This window comes from Spiroplasma endosymbiont of Amphimallon solstitiale, assembly GCF_964030965.1.
In the GTDB taxonomy this organism is placed as follows: domain Bacteria; phylum Bacillota_I; class Bacilli_A; order Mycoplasmatales; family VBWQ01; genus Spiroplasma_E.
In genome coordinates, this window is the sequence record NZ_OZ034999.1 from 1604527 (window position 1) to 1630617 (window position 26091).

Genomic DNA, 26091 nt, shown 5'->3' on the forward strand with positions numbered 1-26091 from the left:
ATTAAAAAGGACACTTATATAAAAATTAAATTGTGTTAATTCTATAATTAAGAAAAGAAAGGAATTAGCACAATGTATAAGTATCTGACTATTGAATCAATAATAGCAATAAAAGAATATAAAAGTTATGGATTTTCGATTCGTAAAATAGCAAAAGCCATTGATTATAGTAAATCAACTGTACATAGAGTTTGTAGATTATTAAATCAAAACTTATTACCATTAGAAATATTGAATAAAATTCAAAAAAATAAACAAAATGCAGGTAGAAAATTAATAATTTTAACTTTAATAGAAATTAATACTATTAATCATTTGTTAATTACTAAAAATTATGCTCTTGATATAATTGCTAATTTTTTAAAGGAAAATAAAATAAAAAGTATTTCAACAAAAACTTTATATAACATGTTTAAAACAAATCGAATGGGTTTTGATGAAAATAACTTATTGAGAAAAGGAAAAAATAAACCTCACAAACAAAAAGAAACTAGGGGCAGAATTAATAATTGTAAGTCTATTCATGAAAGAAATTTAATCATTCCTAATATTAAAAATATAGAAGAATTTGGTCATTTAGAGGGTGATACTATCATTGGTAAAGATCATAAAAGTTCTATTATTACTTTAGCTGATATATGATCAAAAACCACAATTCCTTTAGCAACTAAAAATAATAAATCAGAAAATATTACAAAAAGTATAATAAAATTTATTTCAAAGTTACAAAAAGGAACAGTTAAAACTATTACTTTTGATCGTGGTAAAGAATTTAGTAAATGAAAATTAATCGAAAAAAATTGTAATGTTAAGATTTATTTTGCAGATCCTGGTAAACCTTGTCAAAGAGGTTTAAATGAAAATAATAATGGTATTTTAAGAAGATATTTACCAAAATCTACAGATCTATCTTTTAATTATGTAGAAAAGTAGTGGTAAAATAAAAAAAGTCATCAACTTGACTTAAAATTTGATTTTATTAAATTTTGGGATTTATTTTTTTTACAAACTGAAATATAACACATTGGATTTTTGATAAGGGGTTAATCCGTAGTGTTGATATTTTCATTTCCATAAATTGAGGTAATTTTGAATATTGGTAAATCCAATGCCATGGTAATGAGTAATAAATTCTTTTAAACTTGATTGTATTTTACTGACATTACTTAATTTTTTATAATTTAATTCTTTATTTTCTTTTGATTTAAACTGCTGGATAGTGGATTTAGTTTGTTTAGCTACTGTATCATATAATACTTGCATATCACAAACTATAATTGAATTTTCTTCGATAAGTTTCGATGTTAAGTTTTCTTGTACTCATTTTTTATTTAATCTTTTAGTATTTGTTGTTTGAGCATAGATATTTCGGTTTTCATCAATTGCCATTTGAATACAACAATTTAAATCTTTAGCATTTTCTTCAATTCATTGTTTTCTTGGATCATTTGGATCTTTAAAGTTTCCTTTATGAATTTCTTTGATAAAAGTTTCGTCAATTTCAATTCTAGCTTTTAATTTTACAAATTGATTTTGTGTTTTTACTAATTGTGTTGATTTCATAAATTTTTGACGATTAAATCAGGCAGTTTTATTTGTAGTATTAATAAATTGAGAAATAATGTAAGCAGATTGACCTAAAGTAGCTATTTGTATCAATAAATCTCATTGATCATGAGATAAATGACTTCAATAAAAATAATGATTTTTAAAAGCATGAAAAGTAATATTACAACTTTTACATTTATATCTTTGCTTATAATCTTTACTACCATATTTAGTACACAAAAAAGAACTACAATCTGGACATTGAATCCCTTTCTCTTTGAATTTTTGTTCGACTGCTTCAAATTTTTCTTTTTTCTCAATTTGTTTAATTCTAGTTTTATTTTCTCTAAAAATCTCAATAAAATCTTTATCAGACAAATTATTTAAAATTTCTTTTACTGTATTTTTATTCATTTAAAATCACCTCTTTAATATTAAAAATACCATATAAAAATATATTTTTGCTAATTTTACTAATACCACTACTTTTCTACAAAATTAAAGCCAAATTCTTCCTTTAATTTTGTAGAAAAGTAATGATACATGATAAAGTGTTATTTTTAGAGAATTTTTACACTAAATAATGTTACTTTTAACAAATTTTTAATTAAAAATAATATTTTAAGTGTAAATTGATGAATAATTTTTGGTCATCCATACTTTTCTACATAATTAAAAGATCTATCTTCATATAAACAAAAAGATTTAAATACTATAGCATTTCAAATTAATTCTACACCCAGAAAATCACTATCTTATAAAAGACCAATAGATTTAATACAATTATTTTAAAAAACTGTCCCATTTATATTTACAATTCAGGTTTAATAATCTACAAACTCTATGTACAGTTGATTTACTATAATCAATGGCTTTTGCTATTTTACGAATCGAAAATCCATAACTTTTATATTCTTTTATTGCTATTATTGATTCAATAGTCAGATACTTATACATTGTGCTAATTCCTTTCTTTTCTTAATTATAGAATTAACACAATTTAATTTTTATATAAGTGTCCTTTTTAATTTTACAATTCAGGAAAAAATAAAACCAACACTTGCTCACTTGGTAGTGGCAAGGTTGGTTAAATAAAGAATAATAGTTGGTTCCCCCACGGGTCTATATATACTAGTTTCCAATTCGCTCCCACCCCAAGAATTACCATTAAATGGTTAGTATATTTTATTAGGTATCATCCACTTATTATTTATTCATGCAAGTCCACATGCTAGCCACTATTTTTAACAACTGTGTTGTGGTTCACTTTTTTAATTCCTTAACACGTGTTGATAATAGTATTAAAGAAAGTTATTAAAAATTTTAAAATTTTACAATTACAAAAAAAGACAAGATTATTTCTTGTCTTTTTCCTTGTTAATAATTTTAATTTAACTTACAAAATGTATCTTTTATTTTTTTTAAAATACGTCGAATATTAAATTTAAGGGTTAAAGAGAGTAATTTTGTCTAATTTTAATGATTTTTAAAATAATTCATTTGGAAATAAGTTACTAATATGATAATTAATTATTTCGTAACTTTGAACCGCCCAAAATTATTAGTAGTATTTTTTTATTATCCATAATATTTTTATATTTCACATTATTTAAGTTAAAAATTATTTACTTTAAAAATTAAAGTATCGATCAAAAAATTCCTTTAATTTTGTAGAAAAGTAATTATACATGATAAAGTGTTATTTTTAGATAATTTTTACACTAAATAATGTTACTTTTAAAAAATTTTTAATTAAAAATAATATTTTAAGTGTAAATTGATGAATAATTTTTGGTCATCCATACTTTTCTACATAATTAAAAAAAATTCTATAAATTTTATAAATTAATTATATTTATTTATTTTCTATAAGTCAAATTTTAATAAAAATACAAATACAAATAATCAATAATAGTCATCAATATTGCTTCAATCAATTGTTGTAATTTGACATTAAAGTAGCAAAAATGATAAAATAACACGTTGGAGTGGTGAAATATGAAAAGAAAACTAAATTATAAAAAAAAATTAATTGCAACTGGTGTATTAGTTGTCGTTGCAGCAGCAACAATAGCTGTTGTTGCTACAAAAAGCACAAAATCAGAAGCAAAAAAAGAATTAAGTTCTATCATTACTAAGTTAGAAGTTGACTTTAATTTTGTAGAAAAGTAATGATATATGATAAAGTGTTATTTTTAGAGAATTTTTACACTAAATAATGTTACTTTTAACAAATTTTTAATTAAAAATAATATTTTAAGTGTAAATTGATGAATAATTTTTGGTCATCCATACTTTTCTACAAAATTAAAGGAATTACATGCTAAAACTGACAGTAATAAATATACAGGACAAGTAAATATTATAATTACAAAAGTTGATACTGAAGAAGAAAGATTAGAAAAAATTATTAAAAAAATTAAAGTTGCTAATGATAAAGAAAGATATGGCAAGGAATATGTTGAAGCATACAAGGAATATTTTGCATTTCTTCAAAAATCTATCGAAGCAAAATTTAAAATAGATCCTTGAGTTATAGATAAAGAACCGACAGATTCAAATAAATCATCAATTTGTTTCGAATTACAAGATTATATGAGAGAAATTAGAATATCACACTATAAACTAGGTTTAGTAGAACAACGTATTAATATTTGGTTTACAAATGAAAAAATGTTAATTGATAATGAAAATAAAACATTAAAATTTGATAATCTTAAAATGAATATGTATAGAACTGAAGATAACAAATCAATACCAGGTTCTGAATACTACATAACAGTAACTATTAAATACCAAGTAAAATAAATTAAAAAATATACTAAAAATAACCAAATATTTGGTTATTTTTTATTAATATAACAAATCAATAAATACAAAAGTGATAATACTAATAATACTTATTAAATAATTTTTAATACTGATTAATTAGTATTTGTATTAGTACTTTCTTTTAATAATTGTTGATCTCCTGTTTTTGAACCATTAATTATTGGTTTAATAAATGATTCAAAAACAAGATTAGGATTTGTAAATAATTGATCTTGATTATTTAATTATTTAATTCAAAAATAGATTTTTCTAATATTTTATTTTTTTGATGTGCTGGTACTTTAATTATATCTTCAATAAAAATATCAATTATAGCATTTTGTATTTCTTCATTAATTTCTTTATCAGACAACTTATTTTTAAGTTTCAATCTAGCATTAATTAAAAAATCAACACTTTCCTCTCTTGGAAATGAAATACTTTCCTGAAAACTATTATTACTTGAATTAACTTCAAATGAAGGTGTTACTACTTTTGTAGTTTCTTCTTCATTCCTTTTTGCTGGTATTTGATTAGTAACATTTGAAAATATTGATAATGGCCAGCTTGATAGTATAACTTCACTTCATTATTAGCAATTACACTATCTGGTTCAAATCTTTCTCTATTTGCAATATCAAAATCTTCATTAATTCTAATAATATCACAATTTAAAATATTACAAATTGCTTCAATTTCAACAGAACCTATTATTTCACCATTTTTTCTCATTTGTTCTAAAGTTTTTCTTATTTGTGTATCTTCACTATTATTAGGATATATTTTTTTATTTTTTTTTATTAATTTCACTATCTAATAACATTGATCTAAAATTAGCTTTATTATTTGGACGTTTTGTATCTAAATTTGTTTCAATATAATCACAAATACGATTACGAAAGACTTTAACTAATTTTTCATTTTCTTTATCAGCAAAACTAAAATCAGCAAAACTAAAAATTCGTTCTCAACCGATTTCTATACCAAAAAGTGATTTATATCTTTTTTTAAATTGGTTTTTATTAGTTTTAACTTCTTCTAAATATGAAACGATTACTGCTCATAATAAACAATTACCATCTCTTTGTACATCTTTAATTGCCATGGTGATGTGTGCTCCTTTAAAAGAAAAACAGTTACTTTAAAATAAAATAATAAACTAAAATTTTAAATAAATATATTGGGGTTTTAATCCTCGTTACTTTGCAATTCATCGTAAATTGGTAATAAATATTACTACTTATAATATAACAAAAAAACAAAAAAATAATAGCAAATCATTATTAAAATATTATATATAAATATTTCATAATTTAATTTTATTTAATAAAAAATATATTATAATACTTTCCTAACAAATAAAATTAACCTATAAATAAAATATAAGGAGATTTTTAGAAATGAAAATTCAGAAACTTAAAAAAATAAATTTAATAACACTATCACTATTCATTTTAACTATTTTGGTTATATTTACATCTTTAACCTTAATAGATTTTTTTAACATAAAAAATGATATAAAATATATTCCTTCTTTCTATAATCATTATCGAAAACAAGAAATAATAACAAAAGAAAATGGTTTTAATTTAATAAAAGAACATGGTTTAATTTATATATTAACTAATAATAAATTATATTTTTGTAAACATTACCTCTTCCAAAATATTGTTGAAAACTATAATCTTAAATCATTAGTACAACTAAAAATTGGAATTGTTTTTGCTATAATTTTAAGTCCAATTTTATTATTTATAACTATATTACTATTTTTTTTAAATATTTATTTAAAAATAAAAAAAGAAAATAATAACTTTTGAGATGCTATTGAAAATTGTGAAATTATTAATAATTACTATGTTCATTAATTTTTTATTTATTATTATAAGTTAAACTAAGAAACTTAAAAACCATTCATTATATTTATTATTTAATATAGTAAGCATAAAATTTTATTTATGCTTACTATAAATTTTTAATTACTCTTGATAAAATTAACTGAATATTATCATTATAAATTTCTACCTTTCCTTCCATTAAAATTACTTTATTAACTTGTAAATATTCTTGGTATATTTGATATAACTTTTCAAAAACCGTTACTTCAATAACATTACTATCATTTTGCATTTCAAAAAAAGCCATTAATTTTTTAGTTTTAGTTTTAATTACTCTAATATTATTGATAACTCCATATACTCTAACATGTTGATCAACATAATTATTAATATATGCTAAATCAATAGCTTTATTATGAGGATCTAATTGTTCTTTTCATAGTAATTTAGGATTATATTTTAAGTAAAGTCCTAATGCACGATGTTCATTAATACTATTATTATTTCAATCATCTTCTCTTTGTAACATAATTGGTTTAGAAATTAAATTAAAATTTAATGATAATTCTCCACTAGTTTCATCTTTTACCTGCACCATATTGGCATATTCTAATGCAGCATCCAAGTTTAATAATAACATTGTTCGATTTGATTGAATATCATCTAAAGCACCAGCAGCAATTAAATGTTCAATGTTTTTACGATTCAAACCAATAAATATTGCTCGAGCACAAAAGTTAAAAAAATCTTGAAAAAATCCATTACTAGTACGTTCTTTAATAAGATTACTACAACTACCTTGACTCATTTGCTTAATTGCTTGTAAACTATAACGAATAGCTTTTTTAGCATCATCAATTAAAAAATCAATGCCAGAAAATTGAACTGATGGTGGTAAAACTTTAATTTGATATTTTTGACATTCATTCAAATATTGTAACATTTTTTGATCATTACCAATAACACTACTTAATAACGATACCATAAATGCCAATGGATAATTTGCTTTTAAATAAACTAAATAATAACTAATTAATGAATAAGCAACAGCATGAGATCGATTAAATCCATAACCAGCAAATTTTTCAATATCTTCTCATATTTTCTTAACAACTCTTGGTGAATAACCTCTATTAACAGCACTTTTAATAAATGAGTTTGCTTGTTCTTTCATAACTGTAGTATCTTTTTTACTAATTGCACGACGAATTAAATCAGCTTTTCCTAATGAATAACCAGCAACTTTCTGTAAAATTAATAATATTTGTTCTTGATAAATAATAATGCCATAAGTTGATGCTAAATAAGGTTTTAAATCTTCATGAATATACGTAACTTTTTGTTTTCCTAATTTACGATTAATATAATCTTGAATGTACTCTTGTGGTCCAGGACGAAATAAAGAAGAACTAGCAATAATATCTTCTAAGTTATCAACTTTTATTTTAATTAAAATTTGACGCATTCCTGAAGATTCCAATTGAAAAATACCGGTTGTATCACCATTTTTAATAATGCTAAAACTTTTTTCATCATTTAAAGGAATTTGAGATAATTTTAAATTTAAAAAATAATGTTTACTTACTTGTTGTAAAATATTTTGCAAAATAGTTAAATTACGTAATCCTAAAATATCCATTTTTATCAAACCAAGAGCTTCTAGGGTTTGCATTGGAAATTGCGTTTGATAAATACCTTGAAATCCTAATTGTAATGGAATAGCAGTAACTAACGGTGCTCTTGTAATAACGATTCCTGCTGCATGAGTACTAGTTTGTCGTGGAAAACCAAGAATTTCTTTGGTTAAAGTAAACAATAAAGGATACTTATTTGCATATCATGCTAATTTTGATGATTGTTTAATAGCCATATCTATTTCAAAATTATATTGAATTGGTATTAATTTTGTCATTTCATTAATATCTTCAATATTAACTTGAAAAACTCTTCCCAAATCACGAATTGCCATTTTACTAGCAATTGTTTGAAAAGTAACAATATATGCAACATGTTCTTTGCCATATTTTTGATGAATATAATTAATAACTTCATCTCTTCTTGTATCTTCAAAATCGATATCAATGTCTGGTAATGATATTCGTTCTGGATTTAAAAATCTTTCAAAAATTAAATTATAAGTAATAGGATCAACACCAGTAATTCCTAAAACATATGCCACTAAACTACCAGCAACACTTCCTCTACCTGGTCCAACCATTATATTCTTGCTTTTTGCAAATTTAACATAATCATTAACAATTAAAAAATAATCAGCAAAACCCATTTCATTAATTACTTGTAATTCATATAAAACTCTTTTAACGTATGTTTCAGAAATTTCACGACTTTGAAAATGCGCTTCTAATCCCTGCTTACATAATTCTTGCAAATATAAATTACTAGTAAGATTATTAGGGCAAGTAAATTTTGGTAAACTTAATTCTGCACTATTTGGCTTATTTTTAGGAAATTTTAAATTACATAATCAAATAACCTTTTCAATGTTTTCAATAATTTCATTTGGATAATGTTGCATTAAATCTTGTTTAGTTTTATATAAAAACTCATTACTTTTTGATAAATCTTCTGATTTTAATGTTTTTTGTTCTTTAATAGCTTGTAAAATTTGATAAGTACGATGTTGTTTTTCATCTAAATATAAAACCAAATCAATTGGAATAATATTAGATGTAATCGATTTTAATAAAGTAATATTATCCATATCACTAGGTACTAAACCAAAATAAACTAATTCATGACCTGTTGAATTTAAAATATCATAATTATTTTTAATATATCTAATATTTTTGTTATTAGCATGAATAATAACTAAAACTTCACGTGTTTGATTAAGATATTTTTTTACATCATTAGTAGTAACAATATTATTATTAGTACTAATAATAGTAGAAAGCTCTATTAATCTTTGATAACCAGCATATGAAGTTGCCATAATAGTTAATTCAACTTTATCAGTAGCACTTTCTCAAACGCAATTTAAACCAATTAATGGTTTAATATCATTCTCTATACATAAATTACAAAATTCATAAGCACCATACATTATATTTTTATCTACTAAAGATAGAACTTTTAAATTATTTTTTTTAGCAAATTCAATATAATCACTTATTTTAATAGTTGATGAAAGAAATGAATAATTAGAACGAACATTTAAATTAACTATATATTTCATACTATCCCCTACAATTCTTGAATGACTTATATTACAAGTTAATTTTAACATCATTTTATCTTTTTAATTATGTAGAAAAAAATGGATATTCAAAATATTAATTTAATAAAAGCTGCTAAAAGTGGTAATCTACAAGTAATTAAAAAAATAATTAAAAATGGTGGCAATGTTAATTATATATGCGATGATATAACCGCTTTAATATGAGCAGCGCAAAATGGTCATTTAGATGTAGTTAATATCTTAATAGATAATGATGTTAATATTTATCATGTAGTTAAAAATAGACCTGATCCTTGAATATTAAATAATATTAATGGACAAATAATTATAGCTAATTATTTAAAAACAAATGGTTATTATAACTATGCTAATCTTTTACTAGATACCATTGAAAATGGTGATACAGCTTTAACAATAGCTGCTAAAAACAAACACCCAAAAATAGTTGAAAGATTAGCCTATGAAATTTATGAACAAGAAATAAAGCAACGATATAAATTTGGATTACCTACTATTCTTAATGTTACAACCAATAAAAATAATTTTGAAGTTAAATCTCTTCAAGAATTAGCAAATGAAGTACAAAAAATAACAACCAATATTGATTTTAGAGAACCAAATCCATATCAAAAATTACAAATAAATTTAAAACTTGCCCAATTAGAAATTGATAAGAAAAAAATAAATGAAATCAATAAAAGAATTGAAAAAACAAAATTATTAGTAAATGAAATAAATGCAATCGATTTACAAAATCAAACTTCAACAAGTAATCAAAATACTTATTGTAATATTTTATAGTTTACTATTAAAAAATAACAAAAAGAGTGAAGTTTCACTCTTTTTTATATTTAAAGTAATAAATAAACTGCAATTTATTAAAACTATTAAATTATTAATAAATTTATTTATATTTTTTCAATATCTTTAAAACTATTTATTAAAATTTGTTCTCAATCAATTATTTGCTTTAAATCATTTTCTAAAAGTTCACATTCTTTAATCTTTGGTTGTGTAACAGGGTTTTTGGGAACAAATAATGAACAACAATCAGCTAATGGTAAAATTGATGTTTCATAAGTACCAATTTTTTTAGCAAGATTAATAATATCAACTTTATCTTCGGCAATCAAACTACGCAAAATTGGTAAATTGCTAACAATATTAATAGCGTTAATACTTGCTAATGTTTGCGAAGCAACTTGACCAATTGCTTCACCGGTTGCTAATGCTTGAATTTTATATTTTTCTGCAAATAAACTAGCAATTCTAATAAACATTCTACGCATTAAAGTAATACGATAACTTTCTTTCTTAATATGACTTAATTCATTTTGCAAGTTAGTAAAATTGCAAATATATAAATTTTTACTACCAGCATTATAAGGTGCTAAAATTTGAACTAAAGTTTCTACTTTTTTTAATGCTGTTGGTAAAGTAAAAGGTGGATTAGCAAAATGTAAATATTGAACTTGTAATCCTCGTTTCATTAATTTATATGCTGCTACAGGGGAATCAATACCACCGCTCAATAATAATAATACTTTCCCTGAACTACCTACTGGAAATCCACCAGCACCAATAATTTTATTTGCAAATAAATAAATATCATTCTTATTAACTTTGATATTTATTTTTAAATCAGGATTAGTAACATTAACTTTTAAATCTGTTTTTTTTAAAATTATAGAAGCTATAATTTTAACTATTTGTTCTGAATTTAATGAAAAACTCTTATCACTACGACTAACAAAAAGTTTAAATGTTTTAAAATTTGTTAGATCTTGACTTAAAATTAATGATATTACTTTTTCTGATAATATTTCCATATTTTTAGCAATTCTAAAAGCAGGTGATAATGAACTAATACCAAATATTTTCACCAAAATATTAATAACATCATTCATTACATCAAGAGATAAATTGGTTAGTTCCATCCGATCATGAAAATTAATAATATTTATTTGTTTATAATCACTAAGAGCATACTTAATATTTATTTTTAATTGTTTAATAAAATCAATCCGATTTTTACTTTTAGTTGTTAATTCACCATAACGAATAATAATAATTGGTACCATTTAATTTTCCTCTTTTTTAAAATTTATTCCATTAATTCCAATAATAATGTTAATGCTTTTTGATTATGATTATTAGTGATATTATTTTCAATTTCATTAAATTTACTATTAAGTTGCTGATTAATTGAACGATGACGATTAGCATAAACAAGAGTTAAATGTGATAATTTATGAATAGTAATTTCCATTTTTAATTCAGTATAAAGATGAAAAATTTTATTTTGTAAATCATTAAATTTACTAAAAGAAGAATTATCATAATTTCCATTTTTAAAATTTAAAATAGTATCATTTATTAAATATTGTAAATCACTAAACTTTTCTTTATAAATTTCATTTAAATAATAAAAATTAATATTATTTAAAATATTATCAATTTGTAACATCATTGAATTGATTTTATCAACATAAGTTTTAAATTTAATTTTTGCTTTATTTTGTTCATTCAACAATTTATTATACTCTTTTAAACTATTAAAAACAACAATACTATTTTCAAATAACGCCGCTAATAACATTACTAATGTTTCATAACTAGTATTTTTTATTGATTTTTGATGTTCTATAATTAATAAATTATCAAAATGATTAACAGTAGCAAGTTGTTTATTAATAATAGTTTCTAAGTTAGTTATTTTACTATTTTCTATCATTTTAGAATTAATTTTATTTGAAAGAGCAATTTCATTTTTAATAGTTTCAAATATTTCATTAAAATTAAAACTCATAACTAAAAATTTTTCATAATTTTGTTTAAAAATATTATAAAATATTTGTTCTTTATCAATTTTATTATTAAAAGTGGCAATTAATTTTAATATTTCTTGAGTGTTAACCTTAGCTTTTTTGTATTGTAAATTATTAATTTGTTTATTAATAAAACTTAACTTTTCATCAACGTTTGCTACTAATTGTTCGTATTGTAAAAGTAAAGTATTATTTATTTTTATCATTTGATATTTATTTTTTAAAGCAGACATTTTCTGTTTAATTTCATATGTTATAATATAACGAAGTGTTGGTAAATTATCTAAAATTTCTGCCAATGTTACAACAGCAATCGCAATCTCACTTAAAATAGTAATAATTTGACTAACATTAATAGCATTAATATTTGTTTCTAATTCTTTAAACATATCATTAATTATTTTAATAACTTCATCTAATTGTTCTCGATTAAGATCGTTTTGTAAATTAATCTTGATCATTTGATCTTGTAAATAATTAAAATTTTGTTTAAAAAATAATTGATATTCTCGTAATAATTGATCAATACTAATAAAATAATCTATTTCAATTGTTAATAACTGCAACTGATTTTTTAAATTATTACTCTTATTATGCATTCTATACATTAATTTATATCTTTTTCATAATTCTTTATTATTTTGTAATTTTAAAATTTGAATATAATTTTTAAAAACCTTATTTAAATCTTTTTTTAAAAAAAGATTATAACGACTAATTCAAATTCCTAAAATAGAACTATATTGTTCATTTGCTTGTACCATTTGATTAATACGATTTAATCTTTCTTTAATATTAATATTTTGAATATATTGCAAATTTTTATAAACCATAAATTGTTTATTTTTATATGAACTAAAAATTACTAATAAACTTGTTAAAACGATAATAGTAAAAATTAATAAACTAATAATAGTTATTATAATAATTTGTGCACTAGTTAATTTATAAATTTTTATTAACATCAACATAGTTTTATTCTCCTTTCCTTATATTTTAAATATATTAAAAGATATTAATCTTTTATTTTATTATTACTTCTAAAATATTTAATAATATCAACTAAACCTAAAAATAACATTTGTGGTTCATAAATATAAGAAAAATCAAAATAAGATTTTAAAATTGGTACACTACCTCCTGTTAAAATTACAGGTAAACTAATATTTGTTTCATTTTGAATTCTAGCAACTATACTATTAATCATTGCACTAAAACCATAACCATAACCAATTGATAAAGCATGATTAGTATTTTTACCTAACATTGATTGATAATGTTGCATTTCAAAATCGACAAGTAAAGCAGCATTATCAATCAATGCATCTTTACTTGTACTAAATCCAGGTCCAATAATAACGCCAACCAAAACATCATTAACAACAACACTATAGGTAGTAGCAGTTCCCAAACTAACAACTATCGCATTGTGATACTTAGTATAAGCAGCATATGATAATGCTATCAAATCACTACCTAATTGACGATTTTCTAAATTAAGTTTTAAAGGTAAAGAACTTAGTAAATTAAAATCAACAATTAACGGTTTTAAATTATATATAAAAACAATTAATTTTTCTATTATTATTAAAAAATTTGGAACAACACAACTAATAACAGCTTCTTCAAAATGTAATTTTTTATTTAATTTAAATGCTTTTTTCAATTGATCAATTGCAGTTTTACTTTTGGTTTCTATTACTGCTCATTGTTCAATAATTTCACTATCATTAATCATAGCAATCTTAATTAATGTATTACCAATATCTACTAATAACAAACTTTTCATTATTATACTTGTTGAACCATTTCTTTAGTTGAAGCTAATTCATCATATAGTGTACGAACAAGATTATTTAAGTTTTCAACTTGTAAAAACTTACCACTACGAGCTATTGAAACAGAACCATTAGTTTCACTAACAATAACTGATACTGCATCGGTTTGCTCTGATATTCCAATAGCAGCACGATGACGTGAACCAAATTGACTAGATATTTTTTTATTAGTTAGTGGAAAATAAGTAGAGGCACATTCAATACGACCTAAACGAATAATAACTGCACCATCATGCAATGGTGAACCTTTAATAAAAATAGATTGTAATAGTTGTGAAGTAACTTCACCATCAATTTTTACTCCCAAATCAGTATATTCATTTAATGAAACATTCCTTTCAATAGTAATTAGTGCTCCAATTTTTTCTTCTGCTAATTTAATCACTGCTTCTGCTAAAACACTTGCTAACATTCTTTTTTCTGAAGTTGCTAGTAGTTTCATATGAGATTTATTTCTTGTTGTTCATCAAACTTTTTTACCACGAATAAAGGTATTCATAACTATTAAAATAAGAATTGTCATTAATAAAGAAATGGTTATTCCAAATAAAACCTCTATTTCAGCAATAACTGTTCCAATATCTGCTGAAATTACAGTCGAAATAATATTTAACGGTAATACACTCATATTAAATACCACCATTCCTTTATTTTTTGATTCCACTACTTTAATTATAAAGTAAAAAAATTATTTTTGATATTATTAGTATAACAACTTATCATAATTTACAAAATACTCCTTTTAAAAATAAATTTAAAAGGAGTACTAATATTTTTGATAATTTTAGATTTTATCTTATATAAGTTTATAAAATTATTATTTGTTAATTATCTTTATTAACTATAAATTTGGTACAGTGTTATGAACATAATTTTTATTTACTACGGATAATGTTGATAAATTCTTATTTACTTCTGCTTTTATTAAAAAATCATTATCACTATCTTTACTATTTTCTCTTGAAGATAATTTAGTTTGTAATTTTTCAATTAATTTTAGTGAATTTGATAGTTTTTCCTGTAATCATACTGATGCTACTGATATATCTGTGATTGTTACTGTTGCTGGTTCTGTTTTTAATTTTTCTAATTTTTCCTTTAATTTTGTAGAAAAGTAATGATACATGATAAAGTGTTATTTTTAGAGAATTTTTACACTAAATAATGTTACTTTTAACAAATTTTTAATTAAAAATAATATTTTAAGTGTAAATTGATGAATAATTTTTGGTCATCCATACTTTTCTACATAATTAAAAAATTTTTCTGATGCATTTGATAATTGTTCTTCTAATTTTTTTAAAGATTCTACTAATTCTTTTAATGTTTCATCTTCTCATACTTTTTCTTTTAATGTTTGTAATGTTTGTAATACTTTTAATGCTGTTAATACTTTTGTTTCTAATATTTTTACTTGATTTTCTGTCTTATCTTTTGCTTTATTTTTTCTCTTACTGGTTTTGATTGATTCTATTCCTTCAAATATTACTTTTCCTAACCCGACTAGTGTTTTTAGCAAGATTGCAATTGATTTAGCGTCCATATTTTATTCACCTTTTCTAATTAAATAAAAAAATCTATTACTTTAAAATTAAAGAAATAGGATTTAAAATAAACTTAATATCAAGTTTATAAAATTATTGTAATATAGTTTTCTATACCATTATATTTTTATACAAATTAACATCGTTAAATGTTTTTAATATTTAATTCTAAACTATCAAATCAAAAACTAATTAATATTATTTTTAATAATATCTGTTATTTCTTTAACAGCAATATCTAAGTCATCATTAATAACAATATAATCATATTCATGTTGAACTTTAAATTCTTCTTTTGCTTTATTTAACCTTTTCTCAATAATTGCTTCTGACTCACTAGCACGCATACGAATTCTTTGTTCTAATTCTTGATAAGAAGGAGGCATAATAAAAATACTCATAATATCATTGCGATGTTCATAATTTTTTAAAACTTGACTAGCACCATCAACCTCAATTTCCAAAATAACGTTATAACCTTGATTTTGCAAATTTAAAACATAACTCTTACTAGTACCATAGTAATTACCAATAAAATTTGTATATTCTAAAAAATCATTACCTTTAACATGATTTAAAAAAGTTGATACATCAACAAAAAAATAATTAATGCCATCTTGTTCTTTATTACGTGGTTTTCTTGTTGTCATCGAAACTGAATATGCTAAATTTAATGATTTATCAGCAAATAATTTAGCAATAATTGCACCCTTACCAACACCACTTGGTCCAGAAAGAATAATTAATTTTCCTTTTTTTTGTGCCATTTACATTCTACTTTCTACTTTTCATAAAATTGAATTATTTTAATATATATTTTACCGTATTTTTTATTAGATACTACTTTAAAATGGAAATTTAATTGTAAATTTTCAAGTGGTACATTTGTTTCTAAAACAATTAAAGCATTATTAGCAAGTAAATTATTTTTATAAAAGAAATCAATAATTCACTGTTGACAAGTAATATTTGCAAACGGTGGATCAATAAAAACAATATCACACTGTTGTACTAGTGTTTTACTAAAAATTTGATAATCCAAATTACTTAATTTAACTTGTTCTTGTAAATTACAAGCAAAACAATTTTGATTAATAATATTACAAGCAGCTTTGTTAATATCATTTGCAAAAGCAAATTTTGCCCCTCGTGATAAACTTTCAAGAATTAAATTACCACTTCCAGCAAATAAATCAACAACAATTTTATCTTCAAAACTACAATAATTTAACATAATATTAAAAATATTTTCTTTAATTCGATTTAATGTTGGCCGTGTTGATAAACCATCTAAAGTAATTATTTTTTTTCCTTTTAATTTTCCAACAATAATTTTCATGTTTTCTCCAAAATTTAGTTTATAATAACTTTATCATTAAATTTGATAAAAGCAAATTAGTTTAATTTATTATTTATTACAAACTGATGAAAGGATCTGCAATGTTAAAAAAATTACAAAACGAAGTACCATCAGCATCTTGAATTACTGAAGATACAAAACCTAGTTTATTAAAACCTTGTGCTGATGTTATTTTACCCTTAACACCTAAAGATGAAAATATTATGAAACGTATGATTGATTGAGTAAAAGCATCACAAGATAAAGAATTTAATGCTAACAACATTTTAACCGAAGCTATTGGTATTGCTGCACCACAAATTGGAGAAAATATAAAAATGTATTATATTTTATTACCAATTCCTGATAAAAATGAAAAGATTATTTACTATGAACATGCATTAATAAATCCAAAAATCATTGGTAAAAGCGAACAAATAGCTTATTTAAAAAAAGGTGAAGGTTGTTTAAGTGTAACTAATCACCCTCATGAAGGTTTAGTTCCACGTAGTTATAAAATCAACGTTACAGGTTATGACTATTTAAAAAAGAAGAAAGTAACTTTAACTGTTAGAGGTTATGAAGCAATTGTTTTTCAACATGAGCAAGACCATTTAGAAGGAAAACTCTTTTATCATCACATTAATAAGGATAATCCTTGACTTAATGATGATAAATGGATTATGATATAAAGTAGAATGATAAACTTAAGTTTTTAAATTGTTTTATTATAGTTAAATATAATATACCAAATAAGTAATAAGTAAAAACATGATTAAATTCATTACATTTTTTTATGTTATGTTTTATGTTATTTCCTTATAATTTTAAAGTGAATGAAGGAGAAAAAATATGAGTGATACACCCACAAAAAATACTATGCCAGTTAAAAAGTTAGTCACGAAAATCTTTGCGCTTGGTGGGCTAGAAGAAGTTGGAAAAAATACTTATGTAATTGAACAAGATAATGAAATTATTATTATTGATGCTGGAGTAAAATTTGCTGATGCTTCTATGCCAGGAATTGAAGCAGTAATTCCTGATTATAGTTACCTAAAAGAAAATAAACATAAAATTAAAGGAATATTTATTACTCATGGTCATGAAGATCATATTGGTGGTATACCATACTTATTAAAAGAAATTAGTGATATTCCAGCTATTTATGCTCCTAATTTAGCAGCAGCTTTAATTCGTCATAAAATTAAGGACAAAGGAATAAAATCAAAAATAAAAATAAATATTGTTGATGGTAATAGTAAAATTAAAACTAACAGATTTATTATTAGTTTTTTTGCTGTCAATCATTCAATTCCTGATGCATATGGAATTTGTGTAGAAAATTCAAATGGAACTGTTGTAACAACAGGTGATTATAAATTTGATTGAACACCTTTAGGTCATAAAGCAGATATTGATAAAATGGCACAAATGGGTCAAAAAGGAGTAACATTATTTTTAGCAGATTCAACGAATGCTGAAGTACCCGGTTATACAATGACAGAAATGCTTGTTGTTAAAAGAATTAGTGAAATATTTGCTAAAGCGAAGGGCAGAATTTTAATTTCTACTTTTGCTTCTAATGTACACCGTTTACAACAAATTATTGAAGTTGCAACAAAACATAATAGAAAAGTTATTGTTGTTGGAAGAAGTTTAGAAAGAATAGTTAATGTTATTCGTCAAATGGGGCATTTAAAAGTTCGTGATAGTTCATTTATTAAAGCAGAAGAAGCTAAAAAATATGATAATAATCAAATTGTTATTATTTGTACGGGTTCCCAAGGTGAACCAATGGCAGCATTATCAAGAATTGCTAATCGCGAACATCGTCAAATAAAAATTATACCCGGTGATACAGTAATATTCTCTTCATCGGCAATTCCCGGTAACCGTGCTGACGTTGAAAGAGTAGTTAATAAACTAACACGACTTAGTGCAATTGTTGAAGAAAATTCACCATTAAATTGATTGCATACTTCTGGTCATGCTTCACAAGAAGAACAAAAACTAATGTTAAATTTAATTAAACCATCATACTTTATGCCAATGCATGGTGATTATCGAATGTTAAAAGTTCATAAAGAAACAGCTGTATCAATCGGAATCCCTGAAGAAAATATATTTATTTGTGCTAACGGTGATCCAATTATTATGGATAATGGTAAATGTTCTTTAAGCGATAAACGCATTGCTGCTGATCCTATTTATGTTGATGGTGGTAAAGATATGTCAGGAGTAACAACTGCTGCAGTAATCCGTGATAGACAAATTCTTTCTAAAGATGGTTTAATTGCAATTGTTGTTTCTATTGATTCACAAAATAATAAATTATTAGCACCACCAACGTTTATTTCTCGCGGTTCTTTCTATGTTCGCGATGCAGCACCTTTAGTATCTGAAGCAATATCATTACTAACAAAATCTATTAATGAAGTATTAAAAAGCGAAAGACCTACTTTTGCCACAATAAAAAATGCTATCAAATCAACATTAGCACCTTATATATTTAAAAAGAAAAGAAGAAACCCTTTAATTATTCCTGTTATATTAAATAAAAAATAGTTTTAAAAACTATTTTTTATTTTTTTGATATATTTTATTAAAATAATTAGCATTGAGTATGATGTTATTATTAAGGGTTAACTATTAATTCTTCTCCTATAAGAATCATAAATTCACCGATTTTAAATCTAACTGTAATTTTATCATTGGCTATAAAATTACCTGTTGATTTATCATTTTTTGTTACTAACAATTTTAATGATCCTTTATTTAATAATTTTTGGATTCCAAAGATTGTTTTAACATTATCTTTAGAATTATCTTTTAATTATGTAGAAAAGTATGGATGACCAAAAATTATTCATCAATTTACACTTAAAATATTATTTTTAATTAAAAATTTGTTAAAAGTAACATTATTTAGTGTAAAAATTCTCTAAAAATAACACTTTATCATGTATCATTACTTTTCTACAAAATTAAAGGAATTATCTAACATTGAAGTCAAATCACTCTTAATTTGAAATTTACTTACTGATTGGCCTACTTTAAATTCACTTTGAAAATTACTATTAAAATCTGTTTTTTTAATTGGAAAAATATCATGACCAACTACTCCATTTGGACTTGTTTTTGTAACTACTTTATATTTATCAGTTTTTGTAACACCATTTGTAAACATTATATTATATGAACCTTTTGCAATATAAAAATCATTTTTCCCTGTTACTGGATTTAAATCAACATTAATATTTGAAATAATAGTAGTTACATTATTTAATTCTGTTTCATTAAAAATAGCATCTTCTAATTTTGTGCCACTATCAATTTTAATATTTAAAACATTTTTTAAAAATTGAAAACTTTCTTCATCTTTAGCTTTTTTATCATTTTTAATCAAATTTATTACTTTAATATTAGTTGTATTGATTTTTCAAGTTACTTGTGATTTATCATTTTCATCAATATTAATAGTAGGTATTAATAATCCTTCACCAGTAGCATTAGTCAATTTTAAACCTTGTGAAACTTTTGCATTTAATAAATTTTCTTCGAAATCTTGATTATCACATGCAATAACTGAGCTTGTGCTAACTGTAGTTAAAGCAACTGCCGACATTAATCTTAATACCGATTTTATAATATTCATATTTTTCTCCTTAATCTTTAAATCTTTTTTTACTATACCTATTATATATAATTTTTGTTATATTACATTAATTATTATTTTATTATGATTTGAGTGTTTACTTAATTAATTGAATAAATTTAATCTGTATAATTAAATGAAAATTACCTTTATATTTGTAAAGTTTGTTTATTATTAATTGTTAAAAAAGTATTATCATCTTCAATTAAATTTATGTTATTTTTAAAATAATCAAAAGCATCAATAGCAACTTCATCAATATCATAATAATAATTTATAATATTTAATCTATTTTTATTAGCATTTTTATCTTTTTTATTTAAAGGTTTAATAAAACAAGATTCTTTTCTTGATAATAAATCAATATTTTTTTCTAAAAATATTCTATCTTCTTCATTTATTTGAACTTTTGATTTAATTGCTAAAGCATTTTCTTTTTTTAGTAACATACAAGCATGATTTCATGCTGAATTCTCCGAACTATCTTTATAATCAATATCAACTGGTCATTTTATTACTAAATAAGTTACTAATTTTTGTCAATCATTTAATACTGCTATATGCAATAATGAATAATTTTCCTCTTCAAATTTTAGACTATTAATAAATTCTTTTTTAAAAAAAGATTTAGTTGTCCATCAATATTTTTGGTTTTTTTATTAATATAATCTTCATAATTTTGCAATATTTTAATAAATTTTCTTTCTATTTTTTTTGAATAAATTCTTTCTTTATTTTTAATAAAAATAATATTCATTTTATTTATCATTTTTTTAACATTTAATAAATTTTCTCTTTTTAAACTATTTACTTCAATAATTATCTTTTTTATCTGTCAATCATTATATTTGGTTGCAAATAATAAAGCAGTATTGCCATTTACATCTACATCATCAATATTAGCATTATGTGCTAATAAAGTTTTAACTATATCCAAATGTCCATTTTTAGCAGCTCACATTAAAGCATTGCAACCTTTTTCATTTATACAATTAACATTTGCACTATTTATTAATAAAGTTTTAACTATATCCAAATGTCCATTTTTAGCAGCAACAATTAAAGCGGTTTCTTCAACTATATTTTCATGATTAACATTAGCGCCATTTTTTATTAAAGTTTTAACTATTTCTAAATGACCTTTTTCAGCGGCTCACATTAAGGCACTCAAACCATTGATAGTTACATGATTAACATTATTTCCATTTTTTATTAAAGTTTTAACTATTTCTAAATGACCTTTACCAGCAGCAGCAATTAAAGCAGTATAACCACAAATTTTTGTTATAGAATAAACATTTGCACCTTTATTTAATAACAAATTAACTACTTCTAAATGACCATTCCTCGCAGCTCACATTAAAGGCGTATCACCATTTTCATTTATACAATTAACATTAGCTCCCAATTCTAATAAAGTTCTGACTATTTCTAAATGACCATTCCTCGAAGCTCACATTAAAGGCGTATAACCAAACATATTTTTTCTATTAACATTAGGATAATTTGTTAATAAGGCATTAGCTATTTCTAAATAATTAGATTTAATTGCTAATATTAAAGCAGTATTACCATTTATAGAGACATGATTAATATTAGCCCCATTTGCTAGTAAATCATTAACTATTTCTGTATATTCATTTTTAGCAGCCACTAACAAAGCAGTTTCGCCATATCGATTTTCATGATTAACATTAACATTAAGTGTTAATAAAGTTTTAACTATTTCCAAATTTCCATTTTCAGCACTTAAAATTAAAGCAGTATTACCAAATTGTTCCTCACAACTAAAATTAGCATTATGTTCTAATAACAGATTAACTATTTTTGTATAATTTTTTTTAACAGCTAAGATTAAAGCAGTATTACCATTTACAGATATGTAATTAATATTAGCATTATGTGCTAATAAAACATTAACTATTTCTAGATAACCTTTTTCAGCAGCTCACATTAAAGGCGTATAACCAGTTCTATCAATATAATCAATATTAATATCATATTTTAATATTTTATTAACTACATCTAACTTTTTATTTTTAATAGCATCTATCATTTTTGCTTCTTTGTTATTAATATTTATATTTATTCCAAATATTTCCTTTAATTTTGTAGAAAAGTAATGATACATGATAAAGTGTTATTTTTAGAGAATTTTTACACTAAATAATGTTACTTTTAACAAATTTTTAATTAAAAATAATATTTTAAGTGTAAATTGATGAATAATTTTTGGTCATCCATACTTTTCTACATAATTAAAAAATATTTCTCTAACTCATTCAAACATATTCTTTTCCTTTCATTGTTTTTAAAAAAACAATGTATTTAAAATATTATTCTTTAAAATTTACCTTCATTATATATTTTTTTCTCCATTTTACAATGTTTAATTCCAGCGTCCAAAAATATTTCAGAACAAACTTTATAACCCAAATTTTTATAAAAATTTAGTGCTTGAATTTGGGCATGAAGAGATATAACTTTAAATTGATTTTTAATTGCAACTTTTTCCATAAATTCCATTAATTTTTTACCAATACCTAATTTACGATATTCTTGCAATATACACACTCTTTCAATCTTTACAATATCTTCAACTTTTCGCATTCTACTAGTAGCTATTGGTTTATTATTATCATCAAAAACTAAAAAGTGAATCGATACATCTTCAAATTGATCAATTTCTTCTTCAAAAGGAACCTTTTGCTCATTAACAAAAACTTTTTTTCTAATCAAAAATGCTTGTTCTAACATTTCAATATTATTAACTATTTCAATTTTCATGTTTTCTCCTTAAATATAAATAATATTTTAAATTAATTATATAATTAATTTTTAAATTTAATTTAACAATTAGTAAATTTTACCAATTAATAAGTGAATTTTTAATTAGTGCTATAATTTAAGTAAGCGATTTTAAAAAATATTTTTTTTGGGGGGGAATAAATTTTGGAAGGACAAAAAATTTAATTTAAAAAATTACGACCGCATAATTTTTTGGGAGGGCAATATTTTGTTTTATTATTTTTTTGAATAATATTTATTACATTACTAATTACTGCATTAGTCTTATTTTTAAATGAAAGAACAAGAATTGATAAAGAAAATAATGTTAAAGAATTACTAGAACAAATTGCTAATGCAAAACAGGAAAGTGACAAAACTCCTTTCTATAAAAAATTAATGGCTATTTATTATCCATTAATTGACTTTTCATTAATGTCATTTATTTTTACTAAACATGATGATGCACCAATAAGTGACTGAGGAAGTGCATGAACACAACGTTTAAATAACATTAATACTGCTTATTCATATATCTTTATTACAATTTTAATCGCTTTAATTGCTTTACTTTTTTATATTATTATCATTATTAAACTTTATCGTCGTCGAGCATTTCAAAGAAAATATGGTTTAACAACTCAATTTGCAAATGATTATCCAATTTATGATATTAAAATGTATCTAGGTTTTACAGTTAATTTAGCTATTGTTTTTAGTTTTTTCAATTTTCTAACAACTATCATTGTATTAATTTATGGTATTATCTTGATATTAACTTCTTATTTCTTTTGATATATTTTAAAAATTAAAACAGAAATATTAATTATGCATAAATGATGAAAAACACCAAACTTTGCTTTATTTTTATCTGTTATTTTATTCCAAAATGGTTATACTTTATTAAAATCAATATTTGCTCAAAAGTTTAATGTTAACTTAGACTTAATTTTATCAATTATTTTACCAATTGGAACAATTACCATCTTCATTACCTTATTAATCAAAAATATGCTTAATTCACAAGTTACAGCAGTAAAAAATTTTAATTATGTAGAAAAGTATGGATGACCAAAAATTATTCATCAATTTACACTTAAAATATTATTTTTAATTAAAAATTTGTTAAAAGTAACATTATTTAGTGTAAAAATTCTCTAAAAATAACACTTTATCATGTATCATTACTTTTCTACAAAATTAAAGGAAAAATCTTTAGAAGACTACATGTTTGTTAGTCAATTGCCAACACTTCTTCGTATACCATTACAAAATAATAGCATTAACACCAAACAAGCAGTAACGCTAATGGCAACTATTGATGAAACAATAATATTTTTTAAAAAACACTTTCATAAACCAAAAGAATTAAACTATATGCTTTTTCACTTATTTAATAGAATAACTGATATTGAAGAAATTGAAGAAATCAAAAATAATATTCTTAAAATAGAAAAAAATAATTAATCAAAATTTAACAAAAAAGTTTTAAAAATAGTTAATACCATAGAAAATAATAAAATTTGTTATAATTGAGTAGAGTAATTATGATATGAGGAAAGGAAGTTATATACATGTGACCATTTAAAAAAAAGGACAAAACTGGAGAAGCAAAAGATCAAAAAAAATGTGATGGTTGTGGGAAAATGAAAAGTTCATCTGAATGCACTAAAGCAGCAGATGGTAAATGTTTGTGTAAAGATTGTGCTAAATAAATATATTAAATAAGTGTGTCATTAACACACTTATTTAATATATTTAGAAAGGAAGGATATAATGAAATGATTCAATAAAAAAAACAAAAAAACTGATGATGAATCTTTAACAAAAACCGTAAAATGTTTTGATTGCGGAATGATGTTTGAACCTTTTGATATTCTTGATACAAAAGAAGGAAAATCTTTATGTAAAAAATGTTTCATTAAAGAAGAAGAAAAATAAATTAATGATGTGTTTTGCTAAACACATTTTTTATTACCTGAATTGTAAAATTAAAAAGGACACTTATATAAAAATTAAATTGTGTTAATTCTATAATTAAGAAAAGAAAGGAATTAGCACAATGTATAAGTATCTGACTATTGAATCAATAATAGCAATAAAAGAATATAAAAGTTATGGATTTTCGATTCGTAAAATAGCAAAAGCCATTGATTATAGTAAATCAACTGTACATAGAGTTTGTAGATTATTAAATCAAAACTTATTACCATTAGAAATATTGAATAAAATTCAAAAAAATAAACAAAATGCAGGTAGAAAATTAATAATTTTAACTTTAATAGAAATTAATACTATTAATCATTTGTTAATTACTAAAAATTATGCTCTTGATATAATTGCTAATTTTTTAAAGGAAAATAAAATAAAAAGTATTTCAACAAAAACTTTATATAACATGTTTAAAACAAATCGAATGGGTTTTGATGAAAATAACTTATTGAGAAAAGGAAAAAATAAACCTCACAAACAAAAAGAAACTAGGGGCAGAATTAATAATTGTAAGTCTATTCATGAAAGAAATTTAATCATTCCTAATATTAAAAATATAGAAGAATTTTTTAATTATGTAGAAAAGTATGGATGACCAAAAATTATTCATCAATTTACACTTAAAATATTATTTTTAATTAAAAATTTGTTAAAAGTAACATTATTTAGTGTAAAAATTATCTAAAAATAACACTTTATCATGTATCATTAC

The 26091-nt window shown here is 22.6% G+C and carries 30 protein-coding genes and 3 pseudogenes; 13 read left to right on the plus strand and 20 right to left on the minus strand.

The annotated features are described in order from the left end of the window. Window positions 1–72: 72 nt before the first annotated feature. Window positions 73–930: pseudogene (locus AAHH39_RS10060) on the plus strand (IS30 family transposase); the annotation flags it as partial. Window positions 931–1002: 72 nt separating this feature from the next. Here the strand turns inward: AAHH39_RS10060 and AAHH39_RS10065 are convergent. Continuing rightward, complete coding sequence (locus AAHH39_RS10065; RefSeq protein WP_342217913.1) at window positions 1003–1962, minus strand: transposase-like zinc-binding domain-containing protein; 960 nt, start codon at window positions 1960–1962, stop codon at window positions 1003–1005. A gap of 264 nt (window positions 1963–2226) precedes the next feature. Between AAHH39_RS10065 and AAHH39_RS13495 the strand changes: the two are divergent. Further along, window positions 2227–2340: pseudogene (locus AAHH39_RS13495) on the plus strand (IS30 family transposase); the annotation flags it as partial. A gap of 24 nt (window positions 2341–2364) precedes the next feature. On the opposite strand, the pseudogene AAHH39_RS10070 reads toward AAHH39_RS13495, so the two are convergent. Next, window positions 2365–2505 (minus strand): annotated as a pseudogene (locus tag AAHH39_RS10070) (helix-turn-helix domain-containing protein); the annotation flags it as partial. A gap of 1041 nt (window positions 2506–3546) precedes the next feature. Here AAHH39_RS10070 and AAHH39_RS10075 point away from each other — a divergent pair. Continuing rightward, window positions 3547–3720: a hypothetical protein gene (locus AAHH39_RS10075; protein ID WP_342217979.1), complete on the plus strand. Its 174-nt coding sequence runs from the start codon at window positions 3547–3549 to the stop codon at window positions 3718–3720. A 23-nt stretch (window positions 3721–3743) separates the two neighbouring features. Here the strand turns inward: AAHH39_RS10075 and AAHH39_RS10080 are convergent, their stop codons facing one another. Further along, complete coding sequence (locus AAHH39_RS10080; RefSeq protein ID WP_342217980.1) at window positions 3744–4001, minus strand: hypothetical protein; 258 nt, start codon at window positions 3999–4001, stop codon at window positions 3744–3746. A 142-nt stretch (window positions 4002–4143) separates the two neighbouring features. Between AAHH39_RS10080 and AAHH39_RS10085 the strand changes: the two genes are divergently transcribed. Beyond that, on the plus strand, window positions 4144–4356 hold the full coding sequence (locus AAHH39_RS10085) for a hypothetical protein (protein WP_342217981.1): 213 nt from the start codon (window positions 4144–4146) through the stop codon (window positions 4354–4356). 244 nt (window positions 4357–4600) lie between these two features. Here the strand turns inward: AAHH39_RS10085 and AAHH39_RS10090 are convergent, their stop codons facing one another. The 4 genes from AAHH39_RS10090 to AAHH39_RS10105 all read right to left on the minus strand — a co-directional run bounded on the left by AAHH39_RS10090 (window position 4601) and on the right by AAHH39_RS10105 (window position 9393). Then, the gene (locus AAHH39_RS10090; RefSeq protein ID WP_342217982.1) at window positions 4601–4750 is read right to left on the minus strand and encodes a hypothetical protein; all 150 of its coding nucleotides are present in this window, start codon (window positions 4748–4750) and stop codon (window positions 4601–4603) included. 98 nt (window positions 4751–4848) lie between these two features. After that, a complete protein-coding gene (locus AAHH39_RS10095) occupies window positions 4849–5169 on the minus strand; it encodes an OTU domain-containing protein (RefSeq protein ID WP_342217983.1) in 321 nt (106 codons plus the stop codon). Beyond that, window positions 5147–5464: a hypothetical protein gene (locus tag AAHH39_RS10100; RefSeq protein ID WP_342217984.1), complete on the minus strand. Its 318-nt coding sequence runs from the start codon at window positions 5462–5464 to the stop codon at window positions 5147–5149. The genes AAHH39_RS10095 and AAHH39_RS10100 overlap by 23 nt, the downstream gene beginning before the upstream one ends. Window positions 5465–6324: 860 nt before the next feature. After that, window positions 6325–9393 (minus strand): DNA polymerase III subunit alpha, encoded by a 3069-nt coding sequence (locus tag AAHH39_RS10105; protein WP_342217985.1) that lies wholly within the window; start codon window positions 9391–9393, stop codon window positions 6325–6327. Between the two features lie 81 nt (window positions 9394–9474). Between AAHH39_RS10105 and AAHH39_RS10110 the strand changes: the two genes are divergently transcribed. Beyond that, window positions 9475–10197, plus strand: coding sequence for an ankyrin repeat domain-containing protein (locus AAHH39_RS10110; protein WP_342217986.1), 723 nt, complete (start codon window positions 9475–9477; stop codon window positions 10195–10197). Between the two features lie 107 nt (window positions 10198–10304). Here AAHH39_RS10110 and thiI read toward each other — a convergent pair whose 3' ends face one another. The 8 genes from thiI to AAHH39_RS10150 form a co-directional block, all read right to left on the minus strand. Then, window positions 10305–11477 carry a tRNA uracil 4-sulfurtransferase ThiI gene (gene thiI / locus AAHH39_RS10115; protein WP_342217987.1) on the minus strand — a complete coding sequence of 391 codons (1173 nt, stop codon included), beginning with the start codon at window positions 11475–11477 and terminating at the stop codon, window positions 10305–10307. Between the two features lie 23 nt (window positions 11478–11500). Next, the gene (locus AAHH39_RS10120) at window positions 11501–13189 is read right to left on the minus strand and encodes a hypothetical protein (protein WP_342217988.1); all 1689 of its coding nucleotides are present in this window, start codon (window positions 13187–13189) and stop codon (window positions 11501–11503) included. 50 nt (window positions 13190–13239) lie between these two features. After that, the gene (locus tag AAHH39_RS10125; RefSeq protein WP_342217989.1) at window positions 13240–14013 is read right to left on the minus strand and encodes a type III pantothenate kinase; all 774 of its coding nucleotides are present in this window, start codon (window positions 14011–14013) and stop codon (window positions 13240–13242) included. A gap of 2 nt (window positions 14014–14015) precedes the next feature. Then, window positions 14016–14690 (minus strand): DNA integrity scanning protein DisA nucleotide-binding domain protein, encoded by a 675-nt coding sequence (locus AAHH39_RS10130; RefSeq protein ID WP_342217990.1) that lies wholly within the window; start codon window positions 14688–14690, stop codon window positions 14016–14018. Window positions 14691–14903: 213 nt separating this feature from the next. After that, window positions 14904–15188, minus strand: coding sequence for a hypothetical protein (locus AAHH39_RS10135; protein ID WP_342217991.1), 285 nt, complete (start codon window positions 15186–15188; stop codon window positions 14904–14906). 15 nt (window positions 15189–15203) lie between these two features. Next, a complete protein-coding gene (locus tag AAHH39_RS10140) occupies window positions 15204–15605 on the minus strand; it encodes a hypothetical protein (RefSeq protein WP_342217992.1) in 402 nt (133 codons plus the stop codon). Between the two features lie 189 nt (window positions 15606–15794). Beyond that, window positions 15795–16373 carry a guanylate kinase gene (gene gmk, locus AAHH39_RS10145; protein WP_338957663.1) on the minus strand — a complete coding sequence of 193 codons (579 nt, stop codon included), beginning with the start codon at window positions 16371–16373 and terminating at the stop codon, window positions 15795–15797. 14 nt (window positions 16374–16387) lie between these two features. Continuing rightward, window positions 16388–16945, minus strand: a complete 558-nt coding sequence (locus tag AAHH39_RS10150; RefSeq protein ID WP_342217993.1) for an RsmD family RNA methyltransferase — start codon at window positions 16943–16945, stop codon at window positions 16388–16390. An 86-nt stretch (window positions 16946–17031) separates the two neighbouring features. Between AAHH39_RS10150 and def the strand changes: the two genes are divergently transcribed. The 3 genes from def (at window position 17032) to AAHH39_RS10165 (ending at window position 19890) form a co-directional block, all read left to right on the plus strand. Next, on the plus strand, window positions 17032–17637 hold the full coding sequence (gene def / locus AAHH39_RS10155) for a peptide deformylase (protein WP_339039893.1): 606 nt from the start codon (window positions 17032–17034) through the stop codon (window positions 17635–17637). A 160-nt stretch (window positions 17638–17797) separates the two neighbouring features. Further along, the gene (locus AAHH39_RS10160; protein ID WP_342217994.1) at window positions 17798–19510 is read left to right on the plus strand and encodes a ribonuclease J; all 1713 of its coding nucleotides are present in this window, start codon (window positions 17798–17800) and stop codon (window positions 19508–19510) included. 146 nt (window positions 19511–19656) lie between these two features. Continuing rightward, the gene (locus AAHH39_RS10165; RefSeq protein ID WP_342217995.1) at window positions 19657–19890 is read left to right on the plus strand and encodes a hypothetical protein; all 234 of its coding nucleotides are present in this window, start codon (window positions 19657–19659) and stop codon (window positions 19888–19890) included. A 23-nt stretch (window positions 19891–19913) separates the two neighbouring features. On the opposite strand, the gene AAHH39_RS10170 is transcribed toward AAHH39_RS10165, so the two are convergent. From AAHH39_RS10170 to AAHH39_RS10190, 5 genes are all read right to left on the minus strand, one after another. Beyond that, entirely contained in the window at window positions 19914–20600 is a 687-nt protein-coding gene (locus AAHH39_RS10170; protein ID WP_342217996.1) for a hypothetical protein, read from the minus strand. Window positions 20601–20749: 149 nt separating this feature from the next. After that, complete coding sequence (locus AAHH39_RS10175) at window positions 20750–21166, minus strand: hypothetical protein (RefSeq protein WP_342217997.1); 417 nt, start codon at window positions 21164–21166, stop codon at window positions 20750–20752. 26 nt (window positions 21167–21192) lie between these two features. Next, window positions 21193–22731 (minus strand): ankyrin repeat domain-containing protein, encoded by a 1539-nt coding sequence (locus AAHH39_RS10180; protein WP_342217998.1) that lies wholly within the window; start codon window positions 22729–22731, stop codon window positions 21193–21195. Between the two features lie 15 nt (window positions 22732–22746). Beyond that, complete coding sequence (locus AAHH39_RS10185) at window positions 22747–22890, minus strand: hypothetical protein (protein WP_342217999.1); 144 nt, start codon at window positions 22888–22890, stop codon at window positions 22747–22749. Between the two features lie 53 nt (window positions 22891–22943). After that, window positions 22944–23387, minus strand: coding sequence for a GNAT family N-acetyltransferase (locus AAHH39_RS10190; RefSeq protein ID WP_286642354.1), 444 nt, complete (start codon window positions 23385–23387; stop codon window positions 22944–22946). Window positions 23388–23600: 213 nt separating this feature from the next. On the opposite strand from AAHH39_RS10190, the gene AAHH39_RS10195 reads away from it, so the two are divergent. The 5 genes from AAHH39_RS10195 (at window position 23601) to AAHH39_RS10215 (ending at window position 26064) form a co-directional block, all read left to right on the plus strand. Further along, window positions 23601–24548 carry a hypothetical protein gene (locus AAHH39_RS10195; protein ID WP_342218000.1) on the plus strand — a complete coding sequence of 316 codons (948 nt, stop codon included), beginning with the start codon at window positions 23601–23603 and terminating at the stop codon, window positions 24546–24548. 15 nt (window positions 24549–24563) lie between these two features. Beyond that, entirely contained in the window at window positions 24564–24854 is a 291-nt protein-coding gene (locus AAHH39_RS10200; RefSeq protein WP_342218001.1) for a hypothetical protein, read from the plus strand. Window positions 24855–24961: 107 nt separating this feature from the next. Then, window positions 24962–25102 (plus strand): hypothetical protein, encoded by a 141-nt coding sequence (locus tag AAHH39_RS10205; protein ID WP_342218002.1) that lies wholly within the window; start codon window positions 24962–24964, stop codon window positions 25100–25102. Window positions 25103–25163: 61 nt separating this feature from the next. Continuing rightward, window positions 25164–25328, plus strand: a complete 165-nt coding sequence (locus AAHH39_RS10210) for a hypothetical protein (RefSeq protein ID WP_174481051.1) — start codon at window positions 25164–25166, stop codon at window positions 25326–25328. Window positions 25329–25449: 121 nt separating this feature from the next. After that, the gene (locus AAHH39_RS10215) at window positions 25450–26064 is read left to right on the plus strand and encodes a helix-turn-helix domain-containing protein (protein WP_342218003.1); all 615 of its coding nucleotides are present in this window, start codon (window positions 25450–25452) and stop codon (window positions 26062–26064) included. Window positions 26065–26091: the final 27 nt, after the last annotated feature.